A 23,884-nucleotide genomic window follows, 5' to 3' on the forward strand; every position below is an offset into this window, starting at 1 on the left:
ATGGTCCTGGCATCGCAGGCACAGCACGGGATGTGGATCACCGAGGTGATGCACGGCACCGGCACGGCCTACCACATGCCGTTCGCCATGTGGTTCGACGGGCCGCTGGACCGGGAGGCGATGCTGGCGGCGTGCCGGGCGGTGCTCGCGCGGCACCCGGTGCTGAGCCGCGCCTTCGAGGAGCGCGACGGCTTGCTGCACCTGGTGCCCGCCAAGGCCGATCCGCCGGTCGCGTTCGTCGTGGAGCCGGACCCGGAGGCGCTGATCGAGCGGGAGATCGCGCGGCCCTTCTCGCTGTCGGCCGGGCCGCTGGCCCGGTTCACGCTGGCGGAGGTCTCGGCGTCGCGGCACCTGCTGCTGTTCGTGGGGCATCATCTCGTCTTCGACGGCATGTCGAAGGACCTGCTCGTACGGGATCTCGCCGCCGCCTACTCCGGGGCGACCGCGCCGCCGCTGCCGATGCCGTACGGGGCGGCGGAGAAGCCGTCGCCGGAGGCGGAGGCGTACTGGCGGGCGCGCTGGCACGAGGTGCCGCAGGTGGTGATCAACGGGGTGGCCAGGACGCCACGGCTGGCCGAGCGGGGCGAGACCGTGCTGCTCGATCTGACTGATGACATGCCGGATTTATCCGGCGTGACCAGATTCGAGGTCTTCCTTGCCGCAGTGCACGCGCTTCTTCACCGGTACGGCAACACCGACCCGTCCGTGGCGGTGGCCATGTCGACCAGGACCGCCGAGACCCGGGAGCACATCGGCCTGTTCGCCACCGAGCTGCCGGTGTTCTCGTCGTCCAGGGGCTCCTTTCGCGAGCTGGCCCTGGGCCTCAGGAGCGACCTACGCGAGCTGAACGCCTTCCGCGCGGTGCCGCTGGCCAGGGCGGTGGGCGGCATCAAGCCCCGGGTGGCGCTGGCGCCGGTGTCCATCAGCTTCCGGCGGCGCGCGCCCGAACAGGTCTTTCCCGGGCTGGAGCTGTCGGTGGAGTGGAAGATGTCCAACCACATGGTGCGGAACGTCCTCCACCTTCAGGCGGTGGACGGCGACGACGGGCTGCGGCTGACGCTGCACTACAGCCCGGAGGTCATCTCCCGGCCGGATGTCGAGCTGGCCGGGGAGCACCTCAGGAGGGTGCTGCGGGCGGTCGCCGCGGACCCGGACGTACGGGTCGCCGATCTGCCGCTTCCGGTCGCCGCCCAGGTCACCACCGCGTCCGCCACCCCGGTCGTGCCGGATGCCGCGCCGGTGCCTGGCGGCGAGGCCGAGGCGGAGCTGGTCGAGCAGGTACGGCTGATCTGGATGGAGGTCCTGCGGATGGACCACATCGCGCCGGACGAGGACCTCTACGACCTCGGCGGGCACTCGCTGACCATCACGCAGATCAGCGCGCGGATCAGGAAACGGCTCGGGGTGGAGGTGCCGTTCGACGTGTTCCTCGACGATCCGACGATCACCGGGGTGGCCGCGGCCATCGGCGGGCTGCGGCCATGATCTCTTTGGGCCAGGAGCGGCTCTGGTTCCTGCAACGGCTCGATCCGCTGGACGCGGCCTATCGGGTGGCGGTGGTGCGGCGGTTGCGGGGGGCGCTCGACGTCGAGGCGCTGACGGGGGCGTTCGGGGATGTGGTGGGGCGGCATGAGTCGCTGCGTACGAGGTTCCCCGACCAGGACGGCCTGCCGGTCGCGGTGATCGACCCGCCGGGGGCGGTGCCGGTGGAGCTCGTGACCTTTGAGCGGCCGGGACCGGACGGGCCCTCTGGACCGGACGGGCGTGTGCTCGATGAGGTCATGCGGGTGCTCGAAGCGCGGGCCAACACGCCGTTCGACCTCGCCGCCGCCCCGCCCCTGCGGATCACGCTGGTCCGGCTGGCGGACGACGATCACGTGCTGTGCGTGGTGCTGCACCACATCATCGGCGACGGCTGGTCCCTGAACGTGTTGATGGACGACCTGGCCGCCTTCTATCTCGCCCGCGCGGAGGGCGTCCCGGTCTCGCTGCCCGAGCTGCCCGTCCGCTACGCCGACTACGCCGACGCCCAGCGGGTCTCCGACGCCGACGTCGAGTACTGGACGGGCAGGCTGGCCGGGGCGCGGCCGCTGGAACTGCCCACGGACCGGCCGCGTCCCGCCCAGCGGAGCAGCGCGGGCGACGACGTGGGGTTCGACCTGTCGCCCGAGCTCGCCGGGGCGCTCTCGCGGCTGGCCAGGGCCGAGCGCTCGACGGTGTTCATGGTGCTGCTGGCCGCCTACCAGGTGCTGCTGGCCAGGCATACCGGGCAGGACGACATCGTGGTCGGCTCGCCCACCGCCGGTCGCGACCGGCCGGAGCTGGAGCCGATGGTCGGGCTGTTCGCCTCCACGCTGGTGCTGCGGGGGGATCTGTCGGGGGATCCGCCGTTCGCCGAGCTGCTGCGCCGTACTCGCCGTACCGTGCTGGAGGCGATGGCACATCGCGAGGTGCCGATCGAGCGGGTGCTGTCCGCGCTCGACATCGAGCGCGATCTGTCGCGTACGCCGCTGTTCCAGGCGATGCTGGCGCTGCACAACTCCGCGGTCGGGTACGCGGAGGCGGAGTCGTTCGCCGGGATGGAGAGCCTGCCGTTCGCGCACGGGGCCCCGCCGGCCATGGTGGACCTGCGGATGGATCTCTGGCCGTCGGGCGGGGGGTGGCACGGGGCGCTGTTCTACAGCACCGAGCTGTTCGACCGGGAGACGGTGACCCGGCTCGCGGCCCGCTTCCAGACCTTGCTCGCCTCGATCCTCGCCTCCCCCGGGGCTCGGCTGTCGGAGCTGGACCTGCTGCCTGCCACCGAACGCGAGCTGCTCGACCGGACCTGGAACAGCACCGCCCTCACGGTGCCGGCCGCGACCGTCGTGGACCTGGTCATGGAGCAGGCCGAGCTGCGGCCGGACGCGGTCGCCGTCTCGTGCGGCGACCACCACCTCACGTACGCGGCGCTCGCCGCCCAGGCCGTGCGGGTCGCGGGTGAGCTGCGGGCACGGGGGGCGGGGCCCGGATCCGTGGTGGCCGTCCGCCGGCGGCGGTCGGTGGCGCTGCCCGGGACCCTGCTCGGCGTGATGCTGGCGGGAGCCGCGTATCTGCCGATAGACCCGGCGCTTCCGGCCGACCGGGTGGCGTACGTGCTGGCGGACTCGGGAGCCCGGTTCACGCTGGAGGACGACGACCCCGCGGTCGTCCCCGAGTCCGTCGGCTCTGGGCCCGACGGCGGGGCGACCGCCTATGTGCTCTACACCTCGGGTTCTACCGGTCACCCGAAGGGGGTGGCCGTGCCGCACTCTGCGCTGGTCAACCTGCTGGCCGGGATGGAGCGATTGCTCGGTGCCCGCCCGGCGGACGTCTGGCTGGGCAGTACCTCGCTCTCCTTCGACATCGCGGGGCTGGAGCTGTACCTGCCGCTGGTGACCGGTGGGCGGCTGGTGCTGGCCGATGACGAGACCGTTCGTGACGGTGCCGCGATGGCCGGCCTGATCTCCGCCTCGGGCGTCACGCACGTACAGGCGACCCCCTCGGGCTGGAACATGCTGCTCTCCGCCGGGCTCGACGCGTCCGGGCTGGTGGCGCTGGCGGGCGGCGAGGCGCTGCCTCTCGCGCTGGCCAGGCGGCTGCGGCGGCGGGTGGCGCGGCTGTTCAACATGTACGGGCCGACGGAGACCACGATCTGGTCCACTGCCTGGGAGGTCCCCGCCGAGCCCGGCCGGGTGAGCATCGGGCGGCCGATCGCCAACACCCACGTCCACGTGCTCGACGGCTCCGGTGCGCCGGTGCCGATCGGGGTGCCCGGTGAGCTGGCGATCGGCGGGGCCGGGCTCGCGCTCGGCTACCTGGGCCGGCCGGAACTGACCGCCGAGCGCTTCGCGAACGGCCTCTACCGGACCGGCGACCGGGTCAGGTGGCTTCGCGACGGCACCCTGGAGTTCCTCGGCCGGGGCGACGGCCAGGTGAAGCTGCGCGGGCACCGGGTCGAGCTGGGCGAGATCGAGACCGTGCTGGAGTCGCATCCGGACGTACGGCAGGCGGCCGTCGTCGTCCGCGGGGACGAACTGGTCGCTTACGTGGTGACCACGCCGCCGGAGTGCCCGGCGGATCTGCTTGAACACGCGGCCGGGTGGTTGCCCGCCTACATGGTGCCCGGGGTCGTGGTGGGGCTCGACGCGTTGCCGATGACGGCCAACGGCAAGGTCGATCGGCTGTCGCTGCCCGAGCCGGAGGGGCCCGTGGCGGGACGGGGCGGCAAGCCGCGGACCGCCCGGGAGCGGCAGGTGGCCAGGATCTTCGGCGACGTGCTCAGGATCGGCGACATCGGCGCGGACGACGACTTCTTCGCCCTGGGCGGGCACTCGCTGCTGGCCACTCAGGTCATCGCCAGGCTGGAGGCGGCGGGGACGACGGTGCCGTTGCGGACGCTGTTCGGGCAGCCGACGGTGGCCGGGTTCGCGGCGACGCTGGAGGGGCTGGCCGGCGAATCGCTCGCTCCACGCCCGCTCGTCCCCCGGCCGTCCGGCTCGCTGCCGCCGCTGTCGGCCGCCCAGGAGCGGCTGTGGTTCCTGCATCGGCTGGATCCCGGTGACGCCTCGTACAACATGTACATCGTGCGCAGGCTCCGCGGCCCGCTCGACCCCGAGGCGCTGGAACGGGCGCTGACCGCGCTGCTCGCCAGGCACGAGTCGCTGCGCACGCGCTTTCCCGAAGTGGACGGGCGACCGGTCGCCGTCGTCGAGCGCGCCGCGCCCGCCGCCGTCGAGCGGCTCGACGCGCGGGACGAGGCGGAGGCCCGCGCGCTGGTGGCCGCCCGCACCAATGCCCCACTTGATCTCGGTACGGCGCCGCCGCTGCGGATCACGCTGATCCGGCTGGGCGGGGACGACCATGTGCTGTGCGTGGTGCTCCACCACATCGTCGCCGACGGCTGGTCGATCACCGTCCTCCTGAACGACCTGGCCGCCCTGTACGCCGAGTCAGAGGGCCTGGCGCCGCTGGACGTACAGCATGGGGATGTCGCGCGTTGGCAGCGGGAGCAGGACGGGAGCGCGGCGCTGGAGTACTGGCGGGAACGGCTGGCCGATCCGCCCACGCTGGCGCTGCACACCGACCGGCCGCACACGCCGGGACCCGCGCGGGGTGACTTCCACCTGCTGGACATCCCCGACGATCTGGCCAGGGCGCTGGACGCGACAGCACGGAGGCAGCGCGGCACGTTGTTCATGGTGCTGCTGACGGCGTATCAGGTGCTGCTGGCGCGGCACACCGGGCAGACGGACATCCTGGTCGGCTCGCCCACCGCCGGGCGGGGCCGGGTGGAGCTGGAGCCGATCGTCGGGTATCTCAGCACGACGCTGGTGCTGCGTGGCGATCTGTCCGGGGATCCGACGCTGGACGAGCTGATGGCCAGGACGCGGCGGACGGTGCTGGACGCGATGGGGCATCAGGACGTGCCGTTCGAGCGGCTGCTGGCGGATCTGGATATCGAGCGGGACATCAGTAGGAAGCCGATGTTCCAGACGATGCTCACGTTGAACAGCCAGACGGCCGACGGGGAGCAGGATCGGCTCGGGGACGATCTGGAAATGTCGTACTTTGACGATGGGTATCGGCAGGCCAAGTTCGACCTGGTGGTGGAGGCTTGGCGGGCGCCGGGGCGGCTGCGGATGGCGTTCGGGTATGACGCGGGGCTGTTCGACGCGGGGACGGTGGCGGGGCTGGCGGAGCGGTTCGCGGTGCTGTTACGCGAGATCGCCGACCCGGACAACCGGTACGCCCGCCTGTCGGCCCTGCCGATGCTCACCACCGCCGACGCCGCGCTGATCGCTTCGGCGAGTGGTGATGGGAGCCCCACGCCCGGCATCGACGTGCCGGAGATGATCGCGGAGGCCGCCGCCGCCCACCCCGGTGAGACGGCCGTCGTCTGCGGGTCCGAGAGCGTGACCTACGGCGAGCTGGCTGAACGGGTGTCCCGGCTGGCTGCCGAGCTGGCCGGGCGCGGCGCGGGGCCTGGCGACATAGTCGGCCTCCGTCTCGGCCGGTCGATCGAAGCGGTGGTGGCGATGCTGGCGATCTGGCGCACCGGAGCCGCGTACCTGCCGCTCGACCCCGCCTACCCCGCCGCCCGCCTGCAGCACATGATCACCACGAGCGGCGCCCGCCTGATCATCTCGGACGACCTGACCACCGCGGACAGCCCGCGCACCGGAGACCCCGGCCTCGCCTATGTCATCTACACCTCCGGCTCAACCGGCACCCCCAAGGGTGTGGCGGTCGAGCACGCCGGCCTGGCCGCCCGGGTCCGGTGGATGCGCCACGAGTACGGCCTGCGGCCCGGCGACCGGGTCGTCCAACTGGCCTCCCTCAGCTTCGACACCCACGCCGAGGAGCTCTACCCCGCCCTGACCACCGGCGCCACTGTCGTGCTGGTGCCCGACGGCGGCGCCACCCTGCCCGACCTGCTCGCCGAACGTCCGGACATCACCGTGCTCGACCTCCCGACGGCCTACTTCCACCACCTCGTGGACTTGATCGACGAGATCGCCTGGCCGCCGGCCCTCCGCCTGGTGGTCATCGGCGGCGAACAGGTACACGCCGCCTCCCTGACCCGCTGGCGGCGACGTTTCGGGGATCGGGTACGCCTGATCAACACGTACGGCCCCACAGAGACCACGATCGTCGCCACCGCCACCGACCTGGCGGGCGACCCCGACCCACACCCGCCCATCGGCCGCCCCATCCACGCCACCACGGTCCGCGTCCTCGACCCCCACGGCGCGCCCACCCCGCCCGGCGCCCCCGGCGAGCTGTACATCGGCGGCCCCGGCGTCGCCCGTGGCTACCTCGGCCTGCCGGAGCTGACGGCCAAGCGCTTCGTCCGGCTGCCCGACGGCGGCCGGTACTTCCGTACCGGCGACCGGGTACGGCTGCGTCCCGACGGGCTGCTGGAGTTCCTCGGGCGCGTCGACGAGCAGGTCAAGGTGCGGGGGTTCCGCATCGAGCCGGGCGAGGTCGAGCACTGCCTGCGCACGCATCCGGACGTGCGGCAGGCCGCGGTGGTCCCCAGGGACGACGAGCTCGTCGCCTATGTCGTGGGCGAGGCGGCCGAGCTGGCCGAACATGTGGCCGGGCGGCTCCCGCCGTACATGGTCCCCGCTCATTGGGTGGTACTCGACGCGCTGCCACTGACCGCGAACGGCAAGCTCGACCGGGGCGCGCTGCCGGAGCCGGGCCGCGCGGCGGGGACGGACGCCACGCCGCCGCGTTCGGACGCGGAGGAGCTGGTCGCCGACGTGTGGGCCGAGGTGCTCGGCGCGGACAAGGTCGGCGCGTTCGACGACTTCTTCGCGCTCGGCGGGCACTCGCTGCTCGCCATCCGGGTGGCGGCCCGGTTGCGGGCGATCGCGGGGGTGGATCTGCCGATCCGTACGCTGTTCGCCCGCCGTACCGTCGCCGAGCTGGCGCGCGCCGTCGAGGAGGCGCTGGTGGCGGAGATGGCCGGGCTGTCCGACGAACAGGTGTTGAGCATGCTGGACCCGGAGGGCACGTCGTGACCGAGCTGACCGAGGCCCAGTGGGCGCTGCTGACCCAGCGGTTGCGGCGGCGCAAGAGCGTGCCGACGATTCCGGCGCTGCCGGACGGTCAGGCGCCGCCGCTGTCTTACGCGCAGGAGCGGCTGTGGTTCATGGAGCAGTACGCGCCGGGGAACCCCGCGCACACGATCCCGTTCGTCCGGCGGCTGCGCGGCCCGCTCTCCGCCGAGCTGCTGGGTGCCGCACTGGACCGGGTGGCCGCACGGCACCAGCCGTTGCGGACCCGCTTCCCGGTCGGCGACGACGGGCAGCCTGCGGTGACGGTCTCGGCCGACGTCACGGTCCCGCTGACCATCGCCTCCGCCGACGCTGACGCCGAGGCTCGGGTTCTGGTCGACCGCTTCCTCGCCGAGCCGTTCGACCTGGTGGCCGGGCCGGTGATCAGAGCCCTGCTGGTACGGCTGGCCGCCGACGACCACGTGCTGGCCATCGCCGTCCACCACATCGCGGCCGACGGCCGGTCCGCGAACGTTCTGCTCCGCGAGATCCTGACCGGCTACGACGGGGATCCCCTGCCCGAGCTGCCCGTCACCTACGGGGACTTCGCCGCCTGGCAGCGCGGGCGGCCCGGCGGCGCGGACGACGTGGCCTACTGGCGGGAAAGGCTGGCCGGCCTGCCGCCGCTGGAGCTGCCTACGGACTTCCCCCGGCCGCCGGAGCTGACCTACCTCGGCGCGGCCCACTCTTTCGCGATCGACCCCGGTCTGGTCGCGCGGCTGGACCGGCTCGGGCGGGAGCACGGCGCCACGCCGTACATGGTGCTGCTGGCGGCCTTCGCCGCGCTGCTCGGCCGGTACGCCGGGCAGGAGGACGTGGCGGTCGGCTCGCCCGTGGCCGGGCGGTCGCTGCCGGAGCTGGACGGGCTGGTCGGGTGCTTCATCAACATGCTCGCGATGCGGGTGGATCTGTCGGGCGATCCATCGTTCCTGGGGTTGCTGCACCGGGTGCGGGACCTGGCCATGGACGCCTACGAGCATCAGGAGCTCCCGTTCGAGCGGCTGGTGTCGGAGCTGAACGTGCCACGGGAGGTGTCGCGGTCGCCGCTGTTCCAGGTCCTGTTCGCGATGCAGAACTACGGCGGCGACGGCGAGGCGTCCGGTGGGCTGACCGTGGAGGGGTTCTCGCCGGGGGTGTGGGCCACTCGGTTCGATCTGGAGCTGTACACCGGTGGTGATGGTTCGTTCCTGTTCGTCTACAACGTCGCGTTGTTCTCGGCCGAGCGGATCTCGCGTATGGCCGGGCATCTCGGCGCCCTGCTCGAGGGGATCGCGGCCGATCCGTCAGCGCCCGTCTCCACGATCGACCTGCTCACGGCTCCGGAGCGGGAGGAACGGAGGCGGTGGAACGACACCGGGCTCGACCTGGGCGACCCCGGCCTGTTGCACCGCCCGTTCGAGGAGCGGGTGCCGTACTCACCCGATGCCATCGCGGTCGCCCACCCCGGTGGCGCGATCACGTACGCGGAGCTGGAGCGGCGGGCCGCGCTGCTGGCCGCCGAGCTGACGGCGGCGGGCGTGGGGCGCGGCGAGCTGGTCGCGGTCGTGATGGAACGGGGATGGGAGCAGGTCGTCGCGGTGCTGGCCGTCAACAAGGCCGGAGCGGCCTACCTGCCGATCGACGCGGACCTGCCGGAGCAGCGGCGCTTCGAGCTGATCGCACGGGGTGAGTGCCGGGTCGCGGTGACCCAGCCGTGGCTGGACCTGACCTGGCCCGCCGACGTGACCCGCGTCCCGGTGACCCCCTCGACGGCTCCCTTGACCGCCGCCGAATGCCCGGCGGCACCCCACGACCTCGCGTACGTGATCTTCACCTCGGGCTCGACCGGCACCCCCAAGGGCGTGATGATCGAGCACCAAGCCGCCCTGAACACCATCCGCGACCTCAACCACCGCTTCCACCTCGGCCCGCACGACCGGATCCTCGCCCTGTCGGCCCTCAGCTTCGACCTGTCCGTGTACGACGTCTACGGCGCCCTGGCCACCGGCGCCACCCTCGTCATGGGCGAGCCGTCGGCCGACAAGGACCCCGCCGCCTGGGCCCGCCTGGTCACCGAGCACCGCGTCACCGTCTGGAACTCCGTCCCCGCCCTCATGGAGCTCCTGGTCGACCACGCCGAACACGAGGGCACCGACCTGAGCTCGCTGCGCCTGGTGCTGATGTCCGGCGACTGGATCCCGCTGACCCTCCCCGACCGGATCCGCGCCCTGGCCCCCGAGGCCGAGATCATCAGCCTGGGCGGCGCCACCGAAGGCTCGATCTGGTCCATCTTCCACCTGATCGGCGCGGTACAGCCGGGCTGGTCGTCGATCCCGTACGGCCGTCCGCTGGCCAACCAGTCCTTCCACATCCTGGACCGCGGCCTGTGCGACGTGCCCATCGGCGTGCCCGGCGACCTGTACATCGGCGGCGCGGGCGTGGCCACCGGCTACTGGCGCGACCCCGACCGGACCGCCGCCGCCTTCATCACCCATCCCCGCACCGGCGAGCGCCTCTACCGGACCGGGGATCTGGGCCGCTACGCCCCGGACGGCACGATCGAGTTCCTCGGCCGCGCCGACGCACAGGTGAAGATCCGCGGCTACCGCATCGAACTGGGCGAGATCGAGACCTACCTCGCCCGCCACCCGGACGTGACCGAGTGCGTGGTCACCACCCATGGCACGGGCACCCAGGCCCAGCTCGTGGCGTACGTGGTGGGCCGGCCGGATCCGGTACGCCTGCGCGCCCACCTCGCCGAGACCCTGCCCGCGTACATGATCCCCACCCGCTTCGTCCCCCTCCCCCACCTGCCCCTGACCGCCAACGGCAAGGTGGACCGGCGCCGCCTCCCCGCCCCGACGTCACCTGCGGAAAGCACGGGTGAACGCATCCCGCCGACCACGGAGGCGGAGCTCCTGGTCGCCACGGTCTGGGCCGAGGTACTGGACTCCGGGGTGGCCTTCGGTGTGGATGACGACTTCTTCGACGTCGGCGGGCACTCCCTGCTGGGGATCAAGGTGGTGGCCAGGCTGCGCCGGGTGCTGCCGCCCGGTGCGGCCCCCATCGCCGTGGTGGACCTGTTCAAGCATCCGACCATCCGCGAGCTGGCCGCGCTCGTTGACGGCACCGCCACCGCGTCGCGCGGGCTGCTGCACGAGCTGACGCCGCGCCGGACCTCCCCTCCTGAGCTCACGTACGTCTGCGTCCCGTACGGCGGCGGCGCGGCGGTGGTCTATCAGCCGCTCGCCGACGCCCTGCCCGGGACGTACGCCCTGTGGTCGGTGGCCATCCCCGGGCATGACGTCGGGCTGGACGAGGAGCGGCTGCCGCTGGACGAGGTGGCTGCCCGGTGCGTGAGCGAGATCCAGGAGAAGGTACGCGGGCCCGTGGCGCTGTACGGGCACTGCGGCGTGGGGTCCGCCCTGATCGTCGAGATCGCGCGGCGGCTGGAGGCCGAGGGGCGCGAGCTCGAAGCGGTGTACATCGCGGCCATCTTCCCGTTCGCCCGCCCGGGCAACGGGCCCATGGCGCTGCTGTCCAAGCTGGCCAGGCGCGAGTTCCTGCGCAGCGACCGGAGCTATGTCAACTGGCTGACGTCCATGGGTCTGGACATGGGCGACCTGGAGCCGGGGCAGGCTCGGCACATCATCAAGAACATGCGGCGCGACAGCGAGGCCGCGGAGGAGTATTTCACCGGGCTGTTCGAGGGCTCGGTGGAGCGGCTGCGGGCGCCGATCATCAGCGTGGCGGGCGAGCACGATCCGGCGACCGAGTACTTCGAAGAGCGGTATCGCGAGTGGCACTTCCTCACGCCCACGGCCGCGGTGGTGGAGCTGGACGAGGCCGGACACTTCTTCCTGAAGTATCGGGCGGCTGAGCTCGCCGAGATCGTCACCCGTACCCACGCCGCCCTTGAGGACCCTCCAAGCGGTGAAAGCTGGCGGGTGCGGGAGGTGTCGCGGCCTGGGACGCGGGATGTGGCGACCGGGCCGCAGCCGAGCATGAAGCGGTTCATGGCCGTCGCCAGTGGTCAGCTGGTGTCCCTGCTGGGGTCGGCGCTGACCGGGTTCGCCATCCCCATCTGGATCTATCTGGCCACGGGCTCGCTGGCGCAGTTCGCCCTGCTGTCCGTGGTCGGGCTGGTCCCGGGGATGGTGGTGGCGCCGCTGGCGGGTGCGATCGTCGACCGGGGAAACCGGCGGGCCGTCATGCTCGGCGGTGACGCCGCCGCCGTCGGCACCCAGCTCGTCTTCGGGGCGCTGCTCTGGACCGGGAACCTGCAGACCTGGCAGATCTACCCCCTCCTCGCGCTGCTGTCCGTGGCGCTCACGTTCCAGCGGCTGGCCTACACCTCGGCCGTGCCGCAGCTCGTCCCCAAGCGCTACCTCGGGCACGCCAACGGCATCGTCCAGATGGCCGGTGGCATGACGCAGTTGCTCGTCCCCCTCGCGGCCGTCGGGCTGATGGCGGTGATCGGGCTGGAGGGGATACTGGTGCTCGACGTGGCCAGCTACGTGTTCGCGATCGGGGTGACGTCGCTGGTGCGCTTCCCCGCCGCGATGGCCTGGCGCCGGAAGGAGCCGGTCCTGGCGGAGATGGCGGCCGGGTTCCGCTACTCCTGGGGAAACCTGGGGTTCCGGCAGATGCTCCTCTACTTCGCGGTGCTGAACATCTTCCTGTCACCCCTGTTCCTGCTGATCTCGCCGCTGGTGCTCTCCTTCGGCACGCTGGACGACGTGGGCTGGATCTCGTTCGTGTCCGGGCTGGGGGTCTTCCTCGGCGGTCTGGCCATGACGGCCTGGGGCGGGCCGGGCCGGGGACGGATGCGGGCGGTGCTGTGGTGCACGCTGGCGCTGGCGGGGTTCTGCCTGGTGACGGGGTTGCGGGCGGATCTGGTGACGATCGGGATCGGGGCGTTCGGGATGTCGCTCTGGGTGACGCTGCTGAACGGCATCTACGCCACGATCGTGCAGGTCAAGGTGCCGCAGCGGTTCCACGGGCGGGTGTTCGCGCTGAACACGCTGATCGCCTGGTCCACACTGCCACTCGGCTTCGGGCTCGTGGCACCGTACGGCGCGGCGGTGTTCGACCCCCTGCTCGCCCCCGACGGCCCGCTCGCCCCGACCGTCGGGGCGCTCATCGGGACCGGCGCCGGACGTGGGGTGGGGCTGATGTACCTGCTGTTCGCCGTGGCGATGGCGGTGCTCGCGGCGGTGGCGCTGCGGTCGCGGCTGCCGGGGCTGCTCGACAAGAGCGCCGACGCCACTCCGGACGACCTGGTCGGACTACAGGCCCTCGGGCGAAGTCTCTAGGACCTCCTTCAACGCCTGCAGGAAAAGGACGACGTCCCGACCGTTGATCAGCCGGTGGTCGTAGGCCAGGCCGATCGCCGCCACCGTGCGCTCGCCTTCCTGCTGCGGTGAGGTGAGCGCGATGGCGCAGGCGTGACCGGGGAAGATGATCGGGATGGCCATGATGATGTCGGCATCGTGGTGGAGGGTGACGACGATGTTCCCGCCGGTGAGGTGGGCCTCGGTGAAGCCGCCATGCTGGGCGAGCCCGCGGAATTCGGCCAGGCGTTCGGCGATGTCCGGTACGGCCAGGCGGTCGCGGATGACCGGCACGTAGAGGCCGGTTCCCATGTCGATCGTCACGCCTACGCGTGGCTGGTCGGGGATGCGGGCGGTTCCGTCGTCGATGAGTTCGGCGAAGAACATCGGGAAGTCGGCGTGCAGCCGGGCGACGGCAGCGATGAGCAGGTCGGGGAGGCCGACCAGCTTGCGAAGGCGTCTGGTCAGGGCTCGGGCGGTCGTCAGAGCGGGGGTTACGTCGACTTTTATCGCGGTGTAGCCGGCGGGGATGGTCTGGTGCGACAGGGTCACGGTTCTGGCGACCGCGCGCTGGTGGTTGGACAGCGGGCGGGTCTGTCCGCCGTCGTGATGTGCGCCGCTCTTCTCGGAGGGCTCGCTGCCGCCGGTGGCCGCCGCGAGCCGTTCCACGTCGGTCCGGCGTATCACCTTGACGTCCAGCCCGGCCACCAGCGCGGGATCGAGGCCGAGTTCGTCCAGCAGCGCACGCGCCGGCGCCGTGATGATCGGCCCGCCATCGGCGACGGCGACCGGCTCCGATGGCGGCGGAGTGTCCGCCGAATCGAGAGAGGTCGGCACCCGCTCCGGCCGACCGGCCGGTGCCGGGCCGATTCGGGCGATCAGCTGGCCGGGGGCGCATGACGCGCCCGCGCGTACCAACTGGGCGAGCACCCCGTCCTGCTCGCTGACCAGCTCCTCCACCGCCTTGGACGTCTCCAGCGTCACCAGCGGGTCATCGCGCCGCACCTGCGCGCCGTCCGCCGCCAGCCACTCCAGCAGCGTGTACTCCGAGTCGTTGTTGTTCAGTTTCGGGACCCGGATCTCACCCATCGAGCGCCTCCAGTACGGCCCTGCTGATCGTGCTGTCCTGCAGCACCACGGCACGCTCCAGGTGCGAGGCCGTGGGGATCACGCTGTCGGCCGAGCTGACGAGGCGGATCGGCCGCCGGAGCGAGCCCCACAGCCGCGGGTGCAGGTCAGCGGCGAGGTGGCTGCCCCAGGTGCCGCCCGCGCTGCCGTCCTCGGCCACGCAGACCAGTCCCACCTGGCCGAGCAGAGGCAGCAGCGCGGTGGGGTCGAAGGGGTACAGGCGCGACGGGACGAGCACGGCTCCGGCGAGGTCGTGGGCGAGCAGCAGCGTACGCATGGCGGCGATGGCCCGGTGCGCCACGCCGCCGGGGGCGATCACCACGTAGTCGAGGTCGCCGTCGAACCGCACCACGGCCACGTCCTCGACGAGTTCCCAGGTGAACAGCTCGTCCACCTCGTACATCCGGCGGGTGTAGAGGACCTTGTCCTCGAAGAGCAGGCACGGCTCTTCCAGCGCGAGCATGCGGTCGAGGACGGCGCGGTTGTCGTGGAACGGCGACATCTCGAACAGCGAGAGGCCGGGCACGCCGATGAAGTGCTTCTGGAGGTTCTGGCTGTGGGTGGGGCCGTAGCCGCGGTTGCCGCCCGAGGGGCAGCGGATGATCAGCGGCATCGGGACGCGTCGGCCGTACATGGAGACGGATTTGCTGGCGAAGTTCACGAGCTGGTCGAAGGCGAGGGCGGCGAAGTCGCCGAACATGATCTCGACGATGGCCTTCTCCCCCGCCAGCGCGAGGCCGGAGGCGGCGCCGACGATCGCGCCCTCGCTGAGCGGCGTCGTCAGGACCCGGTCGGGGAAGCGGGTGGACAGGCCACGGGTGATCTTGAAGGCGCCGCCGTAGGGGTCAAGGAGGTCCTCGCCGAGCACGTACACGCTGGGGTCGTCGCCGAGCAGGCCGTGCAGGGCCTGGTTGAGGTCCTCACCGACCCTCACGTGGCGGTCCAGGTGGCCGGGGGCCGGGCGGCCACCTCTTCGGCGATCTCGTCCATGCGGGAGCCGGCCGCCGCTTCGAGGCGGGCCGACTGGTCGGGGTGTTCGGCCTGGTAGGAGGCGTACCAGTCGGTGCGTACGGCCTCCGGCGGCCGGGTGTCGTCACCCTTGCTGTGCGGGCCGAGGCGGTGCGTGGCGAACTCCACCACCAACGGCGCACCACCCCTGACGGTCTCCACCAAAGGCGCGAGTTGTCGTCTTATTTCGGAGATGTCCAAGCTGGACACCCGCGTGTGCGCGATCCCGAAGGCGGCCGCCCGCCCCGCGATGGTGCCCGCCATCTGGAGCTCCGTCGGCGTGGACTGGGCGATGCCGTTGTGCTCGACCACGACGAGCAGCGGCAGGCGCCAGAGCTGTGCCATGTTCAACGCCTCGTACACCGCTCCCTCGCCCCACGTCCCGTCACCGATGTACACGCAGGCGAGCCCGCCGGGCTCGTGCCGCTTCAGGTGCAGGGCGACCCCGGTGGCCACCGGCAGGCTCTGCCCCTGTACCCCGGTCGACAGGTAGCGGTCGCGGCGCAGGTGCTGGCTGCCCCCCACCCCGTCGCACACGGCGCCCTTCCGGCCCATGATCTCGGCGAGCAGCCCTTCGGGGTCCTCGAACCGGGCCAGGTAGTGGCCGTGACCGCGATGGTTGCTGAACATCCAGTCGCCGTCCCGCAGCAGCGGCCGCAGGGACACGGGGACGTACTCCTGCCCGAGGCAGGTGTGGGTGGTGCCGTTGAGCTCGCCCCGCTCGAAGAGCGCGAGCAGCTTCCGTTCGAAGGACCGGATCAGCAGCAGCAGCGCCAAGTCCTCGTCAGCCAGCCTGTTCATGGGCCCCTTGAGTCCCGGGAGAACCTCCAGAAAGGCTATACAACACCGACATATCACGTCTACTTCACCGGGAGGCCAGCCACCGCCAGCGCGGCAGCTCCAGCACTACGGTGACCACGGCCAGCACGGACACCAGCACGGCGGCGAACACCTGCCAGGCGACCCACGCCGCCACCACGGCGGCCACGACCTGCAAGACGACCAGCGCGATCGTGACCGGCCCCGGCACCGCAACGATGACATTCCGCTTGTCACCCGGAGTCGAGAACAGCGTCGGCAACCCGATCAGCACCACCACCGACAGGACAGCCAGCAGTACGGAACGGGGGGCCAGGGCCCACGGAGTCGCGACCCAGGCGACCAGCTCAGTGGCGAACCGAAAGGCGGACGCGACGCGGTCGTCCGGGCGGGGGGTGGAAGACATGCGCGTACCGTACCGTTCCCGTCATACCTTTACGGATCAGGGGTTGTGGAAGGCGACTTCAGGGTTGGCCGGAGCCGGGCCGTCGAGCAGGGATTGCTTCTTGTGCTTCAGGTGCTGGTCGAAGAAGGCGCCGACATAGGCGCGGGTGATCTGCAGAGAGCGCTGCGGGGAGAGGCCGCCGGGGGTGGACATGCCCACTGCCTTCTCCAGGATGGACAGGTCGGTGAAGCTGGTGTGGCTGGTGTCGGCGACGGTGAGCCAGCGCTTCCAGCCGCTGATGTTCGGCCAACTGCCGTCCCAGGTGTCGTCCTTGCCGGGGACATGGTCGGCCTGGCTGCCCAGCAGGAGGAAGGGGCGCTTACCGAGGCTGCCGGCGGGGATGGCGGGGTGGAAGGTGCCGTCCAGGTTCGCGCCGGCCTGTACCCGCTTGTCGACGCCCATGGTCGCAGCGCTGGCGTCGCCGCCGAGGGAGTGTCCGGCCATGCCGATCCGCTTGGTGGCGATCATGCGGGCCTTCTTCCAGGCCGGGGGCCGGTCGGTCAGCTCGTCGATGACGAAGGAGATGTCCTTGGTCCGGCTCTTGGTGATGGTCGCCTGCCCGCCCTCCGGCGGCCTGGGCTGGTCGCAGAGGGGCGCGCAGGTGAGGACACGGCCGTCGGGGAAGGCGGTGCCGGAGGACTCGTAGGCGTGGTCGACCAGCGCGACGACGTACCCGCGGCTGCCCAGGTCCTCGGCCAGGAAGGTGAGGCTGGCGCGGTGCAGGCCACGGCCGGGTGAGAGCACCACCAGCGGGTATCGGCCCTTCTTCGGATCGGCGCCGGTGTGGGCGTAGGTGCGGGTGGCGGCGATGGCCTCGGCCGGGACGGTGGCGCCGGGAGCCTTGCGCTGCAGCAGCGATTGGGCTTCCTCGACAGTCAGGTACGGGGCGCTCGCACCGGTCGCGGATCGGGCCGGGTAGTACATCGACACCATCAGTTGCCGGGGGCCGTCCTTGGGCACCCAGGGGTCCGTGCGGCTCTTGTCCACCAGGTGCAGAATGTCGCGGCCGACCGGGTACGGGCCGGTGGGGCGAGGCAGTTCCAGCTTGACGGCGGAGGTCGTCGTGGGGCTGGGCGTGCCGGCGGCACTTGTGGTGGGGCTCGCCGTGCCGGCGGCGCTTGTGGTCGCGCAGGACGTCACCAGGAGCGGCAGAGCCAGCGCCAGGAACGGCAAGCGGGCACGGATGTAGTGGTGCTTCACAGGGTTTCCTCTCTCAGATGTCACACGTCGCGGCGGCGCACGACGATGAAGGTCACGGCCGCCGCGACGAGCGGCCAGAGCGCGAAGGCGATCCACGACCCGGTGATCGTGGGCAGGGCGGCTTCGTCGCGGGGATGGATGAGGGACAGGCAGGTCCGCCAGACGTAGAAGGGGAACATCGCGTACAGGTCGTTGGCCCACTGGTGCACGGTCGGCTTGAAGAGGGTGGGCAGGATGACCAGCACGCCGCACACGGCGACGACGGTGGCGGCGGTGTGCCGCAGCAGCGCGCCGATGCCCATGCCGACCAGCGCCGACACGGGCGCGAGCAGGGCGTTCGCGACCAGGACGCGCACGACGCCCGGATCGCCGATCGAGGCCCCGGCGCCCCGGCCGGACAGGATGACCTGGCTCGCGCCGTACGTGGTGAGCGCGACGACCGCGCCGACGGCGAGCATGATCCCCGCCACGACGACCACTTTGGCCGCCATGACACGACCACGGGCCGGGACAGCGGTGAAGGTGGTGCGGATCAGCCCGCTGGCGTACTCTCCGGCGACCGTCAGCGCTCCCACGCTCCCCGCGCCGATCATGACCACGATCGCGCTGAACCCGCTGAAGGCCTCCGTCATCGGGTTGAACATGGCCTTCTCCCGCGCCCGGAAGCTCGGCCACTCGGCGTAGGTGTCGAGGCTCGACTGGACGGCGAGCGCGACCAGCACCAGCACGCCGACCACGATCACCCAGCGGACGGACCGCAGAGACCACAGCTTGATCCACTCCGCGCCGAGCAGGCTCATCGGCGGCCGCCCACGACGTAGTCGGCGTGGCCGGCGGTCGACTCCATGAACGCCTCTTCCAGCGACGCGGTGCGCGGCACGAGCTCGTGCAGCATGATCCGGCGCTCGAAGGCGAGCTCACCGATCCGGCCGGCGCTCATCCCCGTCACCATGAGCAGCCCGCCACCGTCGCGCCGCACGGAAGCCCCGTCCAAAGTGAGCACGGCGGCGAGTTCGTCCGGGTCGGGCGTGCGTACGGTGACGCAGGCGCCGGCGCCACGGGCCGCGAACTCGGTGAGACTCTCGTCAGCGATCAGCTCGCCGCGGCCGATCACGATGAGGTGGTCGGCGGTGTTCTCCATCTCGCTCATCAGATGGCTGGAGACCAGGACGGTACGTCCCTGCTCGGCCAGGCGCCGGAACAGGCCCCGCACCCAGCGCACCCCCTCAGGGTCCAGACCGTTGACCGGCTCGTCGAACAGCAACACGGACGGGTCCCCCAGCAGCGCGGTGGCGATGCCGAGCCGCTGGCGCATGCCCAGGGAGAACCCGCCCACCCGCCGTCGGGCCACACCCTCGAGCCCCACCTCCCGCAGGACCTCCGCCACACGGCGGCGCGGCAGGCCGTTGCCGCGGGCCAGCGCCCACAGGTGCGCCGCGGCGCTGCGCCCGGGATGCGCGTCACCCGCGTCCAGCAGCGCGCCGACATGCCGCAGCCCGTGACGCTGCCGCGCGAACGGACGCCCGTCGACGGTCGCGCTTCCGCTGGTGGGCCGGTTCAGGCCGAGAATCATGCGCATCGTGGTGCTCTTGCCGGCGCCGTTCGGGCCGAGGAACCCGGTGACGTGGCCGGGCCGTACGGTGAACGTCAGGCCGTTCACGGCCGTCACGCCGCCGTAGCGTTTGGTCAGTCGGTTGACTTCGATCACCCGCTCAACGCTGCCGGAGACCGTGGCGCACGACATCTGGCCGCGGGCCAGAATCCGCGCCAGGAGACTGGCCTGCGGGCATACGCCTCCAGGCCGATGCTGGTCAGCCTCCAGGCCGATGCTGGTCAGATGGGGTCGCGGCTACGATCGGGGGCGTGCTCGCCCACCCGCCCCGTCCTCCGCTCCTGGAGCGGCTGCCGCCGCTCACGCGGGAACTGCTCACGTGGTGTGTGGTGGCCGCCTTCGCGCTGCTGCAGTTCGCCGCGTTGCTGAGCGGCAGCGACGACGCGAACCCGCGGGCGCTGCCGCTCGCGGGCGCCGCGGTCGCGATGGCGCTGCCCCTGGCATGGGGAAGGCGCCGGCCGCTGCCTGTGCTTGCCGTCGTGCTGGCGGAGCTGGCCGCCGCCACGGCACTGGGGATGTCGGCCGAGCAGCTCTGGCCGCTCATCCTGGCCGCGGACGTCCTGGTCTGCGTCATCGCGGCTACCCGCTCTGTCCGCGCCGGGGTAACCGCGGCTCTTGTCACGCTCGCCGTACTGGAAGGGGCGTGGCAGGCCGCCCTGTGGCCGCGCGCCCTCGTCCCCGGGTTCCTGGCGCTGACGGCGCTGCTGGCCGGCAGCGTCCTGCTCGCCTGGCTGGCCGGCACCGCCATCCGGCAGCGGCGCGAGTACGGCGAGGCCGTGCGCGTCCACGCGGTCACGGCTGAGCGGCTGCGCATCGCCCGCGACGTGCACGACATGGTCGCCCACAGCATCGGCAGCATCGCCATCCAGGCCGGAGCGGGCCGCAGGGTCATCGACACCCGCCCCGAGCAGGCCCGCGACGCCCTGGACGCCATCGAGGTCACCAGCCGGGAAACCCTGAAGGGGCTACGGCAGGTGCTCGGCGTCCTGCGCCGGCCCGACCCGCCGCCCACCGGGCTGGCCGACCTCGACCGGGTCACGTCGACGGCCATCGCCGCAGGCGTCCAGGTCGACGTCCGCTGGCAGGGCGAACCCCGCCCGTTGCCCGCCGCCGTCGACCAGTCCGCGTTCCGCATCGTCCAGGAGGCGGTGACCAATGTGGTACGCCACGCGGATGCCGCCCGCTGCCGGGTGTCGATCGGCTACGCGGGTGAAGAACTGAGCGTCGAGATCGTCGACGACGGCCGCGCGGACAGCGCGAGCGAGGGCAGCGGCTACGGCATCGCCGGGATGCGCGAGCGGGTGGCGCTGCTGAACGGGCATTTCACCGCCGGGTCCCGGCCCGAGGGCGGGTTCAGGGTCGCCGCGAGGCTGCCGATCTCATGACGATCCGTGTCCTGTTGGCAGACGACCAGCCGCTGGTACGCGCCGGGCTGCGCATGGTCATCGACGGGACCTCGGACGTGGAGGTCGTCGAAGAGGCCGGGACCGGGTCGCAGGCCGTGCAACTGGCCAAACAGCTGCGCCCTGACATTGTGCTGATGGACCTCCGTATGCCCGGAATGGATGGCATCACCGCCACCAAAATGATCACGGCTGAGCTGCTGCCCACTCACGTTCTGGTCCTGACCACGTTCGACGACGACGAGAACGTCTACGGCGCACTGCGCGCGGGCGCCGCCGGGTTCCTCGTCAAGGACATGGCGCTGGACGACATCCTGACCGCCATCCGCGTGGTCGCCGCCGGAGATGCCCTGCTCGCGCCCAGCGTCACCCGCCGACTCATCGCGGAGTTCACCACCCGCCCCCGCACTCCCCGGCCACGCGAACTCAACGGCGTCACCGGACGCGAACACGAGATCCTCACCCTCGTCGGCCGCGGCCTGTCCAACGCCGAAATCGCGGCCCACCTGCACATCAGCCCCGGCACCGCCAAGGCGCATGTGGCCAGCCTGCTCGCCAAGCTCGGCGCCCGCGACCGCGTGCAACTGGTCATCGTGGCCTACGACGCGGGCCTGGTCTCCCCGAATTGGCCTGCCCAGAGGTCCGAAAACCGCTGACTTTCCGGGTGGCGACGGTGTTGTAGAAGGTATGAGCATCTACACAACGATCGACAGCCCGCTGGGCGAGATCCTGCTCGTAGGCGACGGCACCGCGCTGACCCGCGTGGCGTTCGGCGGTGCCTTGCGGCCCGAGTGGCGGCGCGACCCTGGCGCGTTCGCCGAGGCCGAGCGTCAGTTCCGCGAGTACTTCGCGGGCGAGCGGACCGCCTTCGACCTGGATCACGCGAGCACCGGCACGACCTTCCAGGAGCGGGTCTGGGCCGCCGTGGCCGCCGTACCGTACGGGACCACCACGACGTACGGCGAGCTCGCCGCGAGCGTCGGCGCGCCACGCGACCGCATCCGCGCGGTCGGCGCGGCGATCGGCGCGAACCCGCTGCTCGTCATCCGCCCCTGCCACCGCGTCGTCGGCGCGAACGGCTCGCTGACCGGGTACGCGGGCGGCGTCGAGCGCAAGCACGCGCTGCTCACGCTCGAAGGCGCGCTGCAGCCACAGCTCATCTGACCCACATGGAGGACATCATGAAGGCCGACTGGACGGCCCTGGCCGAGGAGGTCAACGCGTACGGCTGCGCGCTGACGCCGCCAGTCCTCTCACCGGCCGACTGCAAGGAGATCGCCGCCCTGTACGGCGAGGTCGGCCGGTTCCGTTCCACGATCGACATGGAGCGGTATCGGTTCGGCCGCGGACAGTACCGCTACTTCCGCGAGCCCTTCCCACCGCTGGTGGCGGAGCTGCGGGCGGCGTTCTACCCGCACCTGCTGCCGATCGCCCGCGACTGGGCCGCCCGGCTGGGGCGGCCCGCGCCCTGGCCGGACGGCTTCGACGAGTGGCTGGACATGTGCCACGAAGCCGGACAGACCAAGCCGACGCCCATCCTGCTGCGGTACCAGGAGGGTGACTGGAACGCCCTGCACCGCGACCTGTACGGGGACCTGGTGTTCCCGCTGCAGGTGGTCATCGGGCTCGACCAGCCGGGCGAGGACTACGCCGGGGGCGAGTTCCTGCTGGTGGAGCAGCGTCCACGGGCCCAGTCGCGCGGGACGGTGACCCTGCTGCCGCAGAGCCGGGGGCTGATCTTCACCACCCGGGACCGGCCCGTGAAGTCGTCGCGGGGGTGGTCGGCGTCGCCGGTGCGGCACGGGGTCAGCACGGTCCGCTCGGGGCTGCGGCACACGCTGGGCCTCGTCTTCCACAACGCCGCGTGATGCACACGCTGATCGGGGCCGACGGGTGGCCGTACACCAGCGCGGTGCCCGGGACGCTGGGCGGGCATCGGCGGGCACGGCTGTACGGGCGGCTGGACTGCCCGTCGGCGCTGCGGGCGATCTCGCGTGGGGGGTATGTGGAGGAGCGGGTGTTCTTCGCGGATGAGGTGACGGCCATCGCGGCGGGGTACCGGCCGTGCGCGGTGTGTTTGCCACAGGCGTACCAGCTCTGGAAGACCGAACAAGCGGCGGGGAACGCGGCGAGCGAACAGGCGGTGGCTGGGCACACGGCGGCCGAGTTGGCCGGACTGCTCGGACTGCTGGCCGCGGCCCGGCCGCGCGTGGAGACCGTCGTGATCGGGCACGGCCGCGACGCCGGCCCCTCCGCGGAGGCGTTCGCGGACGCCTGGGAAGGCGGCGTTTGGGAAGCCGCGCAGGAAGGCGGCATGCGGCAGAGCGGCCTGGTGGAAGGCGCCGTGCGGGACGGCGGTGTTTGGGACGGCGACACGTGGCAAGGCACCGTGCTGGCGGTCGTCGACTGGCCGGAGGAGGCGGCGTCGTGGCTCCGTCAGGCCAGGCGGTTCGCGGCAGGTCCGCCGGACGCCTGGGTGGTGGCGGGGGCACCGCTGGGCTGGGCCCGGATGAGCGAGCGACTCCGCCAGAGCACTGACTGGGACCCCGGGCGTACGTTCGGCTTCGCCTCCACCGCGCAAGCCGTCGCCCTCGCCGCCCCTGGAACACTGGAGGGCATGCGCGGAGCGGACACCGACGGCACCACCTGGCAAATCACCCGCAACCTGATCCACCGGGACCCGACATGATCCCGCTCCCGACGCGAGAGATCGCCCCAGGCGCCGTCCACGCACCCGGCTGGCTGACGCTCGACGAGCAACAGCACCTGGTACGCGCGTGCCGCGAGTGGGCGGCGGGCCCGGTCCCGATCCGGCACACCGTACTGCCCAGAGGTGGCGTCATGTCAGTGCAGACCGTGTGCATCGGTTGGCACTGGCAGCCGTACACGTACACACGCGTCGCGAGCGACGTGAACGGCCTCCAGGTCGCCGACTTCCCCGCCTGGATGATCGCCCTGGGCCGCCGCGCCCTCACCACGGCATACGGCGAGCCCGCCGACGACTACACCCCCGACACGGCACTGATCAACTTCTACGACGACCAGGCCAAAATGGGCATGCACCAGGACAAAGACGAACGTTCTGCCGCCCCTGTGGTGTCACTGAGCATCGGCGACGACTGCCTGTTCCGTTTCGGCAACACGGAGACGCGCGGCAAGCCGTACACCGATGTACGACTCGGCAGCGGCGACCTGTTCGTCTTCGGCGGCCCGTCACGCTTCGCCTATCACGGCGTCCCCAAGGTCTATCCAGGCACCGGAAACCCCGCCACCGGCCTGCCTTCAGGCCGCCTCAACATCACCATGCGAGTAACCGGTCTATAACGTACGTAGTGCGGGCGGGGAGGGATTGTGGAGAGATCGTGCACCGCCGC

16 protein-coding genes are annotated in these 23,884 nt (G+C 71.7%); 9 read left to right on the forward strand and 7 right to left on the reverse strand.

Annotated features, from left to right (window positions below; translation table 11 throughout):
- Genes KLK06_RS30765 through KLK06_RS30775 form a run of 3 tightly spaced genes read left to right on the forward strand, consistent with a single transcriptional unit; the run spans position 1 to position 12,877 of the window.
- The gene (locus tag KLK06_RS30765; protein ID WP_214639154.1) at positions 1-1,485 is read left to right on the forward strand and encodes a condensation domain-containing protein; all 1,485 of its coding nucleotides are present in this window, start codon (positions 1-3) and stop codon (positions 1,483-1,485) included.
- Positions 1,482-7,547: a non-ribosomal peptide synthetase gene (locus tag KLK06_RS30770; protein ID WP_214639155.1), complete on the forward strand. Its 6,066-nt coding sequence runs from the start codon at positions 1,482-1,484 to the stop codon at positions 7,545-7,547. The genes KLK06_RS30765 and KLK06_RS30770 overlap by 4 nt, the downstream gene beginning before the upstream one ends.
- Complete coding sequence (locus KLK06_RS30775; RefSeq protein WP_214639156.1) at positions 7,544-12,877, forward strand: non-ribosomal peptide synthetase/MFS transporter; 5,334 nt, start codon at positions 7,544-7,546, stop codon at positions 12,875-12,877. Before KLK06_RS30770 ends, KLK06_RS30775 begins: the two co-directional genes overlap by 4 nt.
- Here KLK06_RS30775 and KLK06_RS30780 read toward each other — a convergent pair.
- From KLK06_RS30780 to KLK06_RS30810, 7 genes are all read right to left on the reverse strand, one after another.
- Complete coding sequence (locus KLK06_RS30780; protein ID WP_214639157.1) at positions 12,851-13,984, reverse strand: 2-oxo acid dehydrogenase subunit E2; 1,134 nt, start codon at positions 13,982-13,984, stop codon at positions 12,851-12,853. The genes KLK06_RS30775 and KLK06_RS30780 overlap by 27 nt on opposite strands.
- Positions 13,977-14,957, reverse strand: coding sequence for an alpha-ketoacid dehydrogenase subunit beta (locus KLK06_RS30785; RefSeq protein ID WP_214639158.1), 981 nt, complete (start codon positions 14,955-14,957; stop codon positions 13,977-13,979). Before KLK06_RS30785 ends, KLK06_RS30780 begins: the two co-directional genes overlap by 8 nt.
- Positions 14,954-15,832: a thiamine pyrophosphate-dependent dehydrogenase E1 component subunit alpha gene (locus tag KLK06_RS30790; RefSeq protein ID WP_214639159.1), complete on the reverse strand. Its 879-nt coding sequence runs from the start codon at positions 15,830-15,832 to the stop codon at positions 14,954-14,956. Before KLK06_RS30790 ends, KLK06_RS30785 begins: the two co-directional genes overlap by 4 nt.
- Positions 15,833-15,896: 64 nt before the next feature.
- The gene (locus KLK06_RS30795; protein ID WP_214639160.1) at positions 15,897-16,256 is read right to left on the reverse strand and encodes a hypothetical protein; all 360 of its coding nucleotides are present in this window, start codon (positions 16,254-16,256) and stop codon (positions 15,897-15,899) included.
- 36 nt (positions 16,257-16,292) lie between these two features.
- On the reverse strand, positions 16,293-17,495 hold the full coding sequence (locus KLK06_RS30800; RefSeq protein WP_214639161.1) for an alpha/beta hydrolase: 1,203 nt from the start codon (positions 17,493-17,495) through the stop codon (positions 16,293-16,295).
- A 20-nt stretch (positions 17,496-17,515) separates the two neighbouring features.
- Positions 17,516-18,295, reverse strand: coding sequence for a hypothetical protein (locus KLK06_RS30805; RefSeq protein ID WP_214639162.1), 780 nt, complete (start codon positions 18,293-18,295; stop codon positions 17,516-17,518).
- On the reverse strand, positions 18,292-19,203 hold the full coding sequence (locus KLK06_RS30810; RefSeq protein ID WP_214639163.1) for an ABC transporter ATP-binding protein: 912 nt from the start codon (positions 19,201-19,203) through the stop codon (positions 18,292-18,294). The genes KLK06_RS30805 and KLK06_RS30810 overlap by 4 nt, the downstream gene beginning before the upstream one ends.
- A 155-nt stretch (positions 19,204-19,358) precedes the next feature.
- On the opposite strand from KLK06_RS30810, the gene KLK06_RS61755 reads away from it, so the two are divergent.
- The 6 genes from KLK06_RS61755 to KLK06_RS30840 are packed head-to-tail and all read left to right on the forward strand — an operon-like array spanning position 19,359 to position 23,834.
- Complete coding sequence (locus KLK06_RS61755) at positions 19,359-20,492, forward strand: sensor histidine kinase (RefSeq protein ID WP_214639164.1); 1,134 nt, start codon at positions 19,359-19,361, stop codon at positions 20,490-20,492.
- Complete coding sequence (locus KLK06_RS30820; protein ID WP_214639165.1) at positions 20,489-21,166, forward strand: response regulator transcription factor; 678 nt, start codon at positions 20,489-20,491, stop codon at positions 21,164-21,166. The genes KLK06_RS61755 and KLK06_RS30820 overlap by 4 nt, the downstream gene beginning before the upstream one ends.
- Positions 21,167-21,197: 31 nt before the next feature.
- Positions 21,198-21,674, forward strand: coding sequence for a methylated-DNA--[protein]-cysteine S-methyltransferase (locus KLK06_RS30825; RefSeq protein ID WP_214639166.1), 477 nt, complete (start codon positions 21,198-21,200; stop codon positions 21,672-21,674).
- A 5-nt stretch (positions 21,675-21,679) separates the two neighbouring features.
- Positions 21,680-22,378 carry a 2OG-Fe(II) oxygenase gene (locus tag KLK06_RS30830; RefSeq protein ID WP_214639167.1) on the forward strand — a complete coding sequence of 233 codons (699 nt, stop codon included), beginning with the start codon at positions 21,680-21,682 and terminating at the stop codon, positions 22,376-22,378.
- Positions 22,378-23,199 carry an Ada metal-binding domain-containing protein gene (locus KLK06_RS60280; RefSeq protein ID WP_250906277.1) on the forward strand — a complete coding sequence of 274 codons (822 nt, stop codon included), beginning with the start codon at positions 22,378-22,380 and terminating at the stop codon, positions 23,197-23,199. Before KLK06_RS30830 ends, KLK06_RS60280 begins: the two co-directional genes overlap by 1 nt.
- Positions 23,196-23,834, forward strand: coding sequence for an alpha-ketoglutarate-dependent dioxygenase AlkB (locus KLK06_RS30840; protein ID WP_214639168.1), 639 nt, complete (start codon positions 23,196-23,198; stop codon positions 23,832-23,834). The genes KLK06_RS60280 and KLK06_RS30840 overlap by 4 nt, the downstream gene beginning before the upstream one ends.
- The last annotated feature ends 50 nt before the right edge of the window (positions 23,835-23,884 follow it).

The sequence above is a fragment of the Nonomuraea sp. NEAU-A123 genome (assembly GCF_018603905.1).
GTDB lineage: Bacteria > Actinomycetota > Actinomycetes > Streptosporangiales > Streptosporangiaceae > Nonomuraea.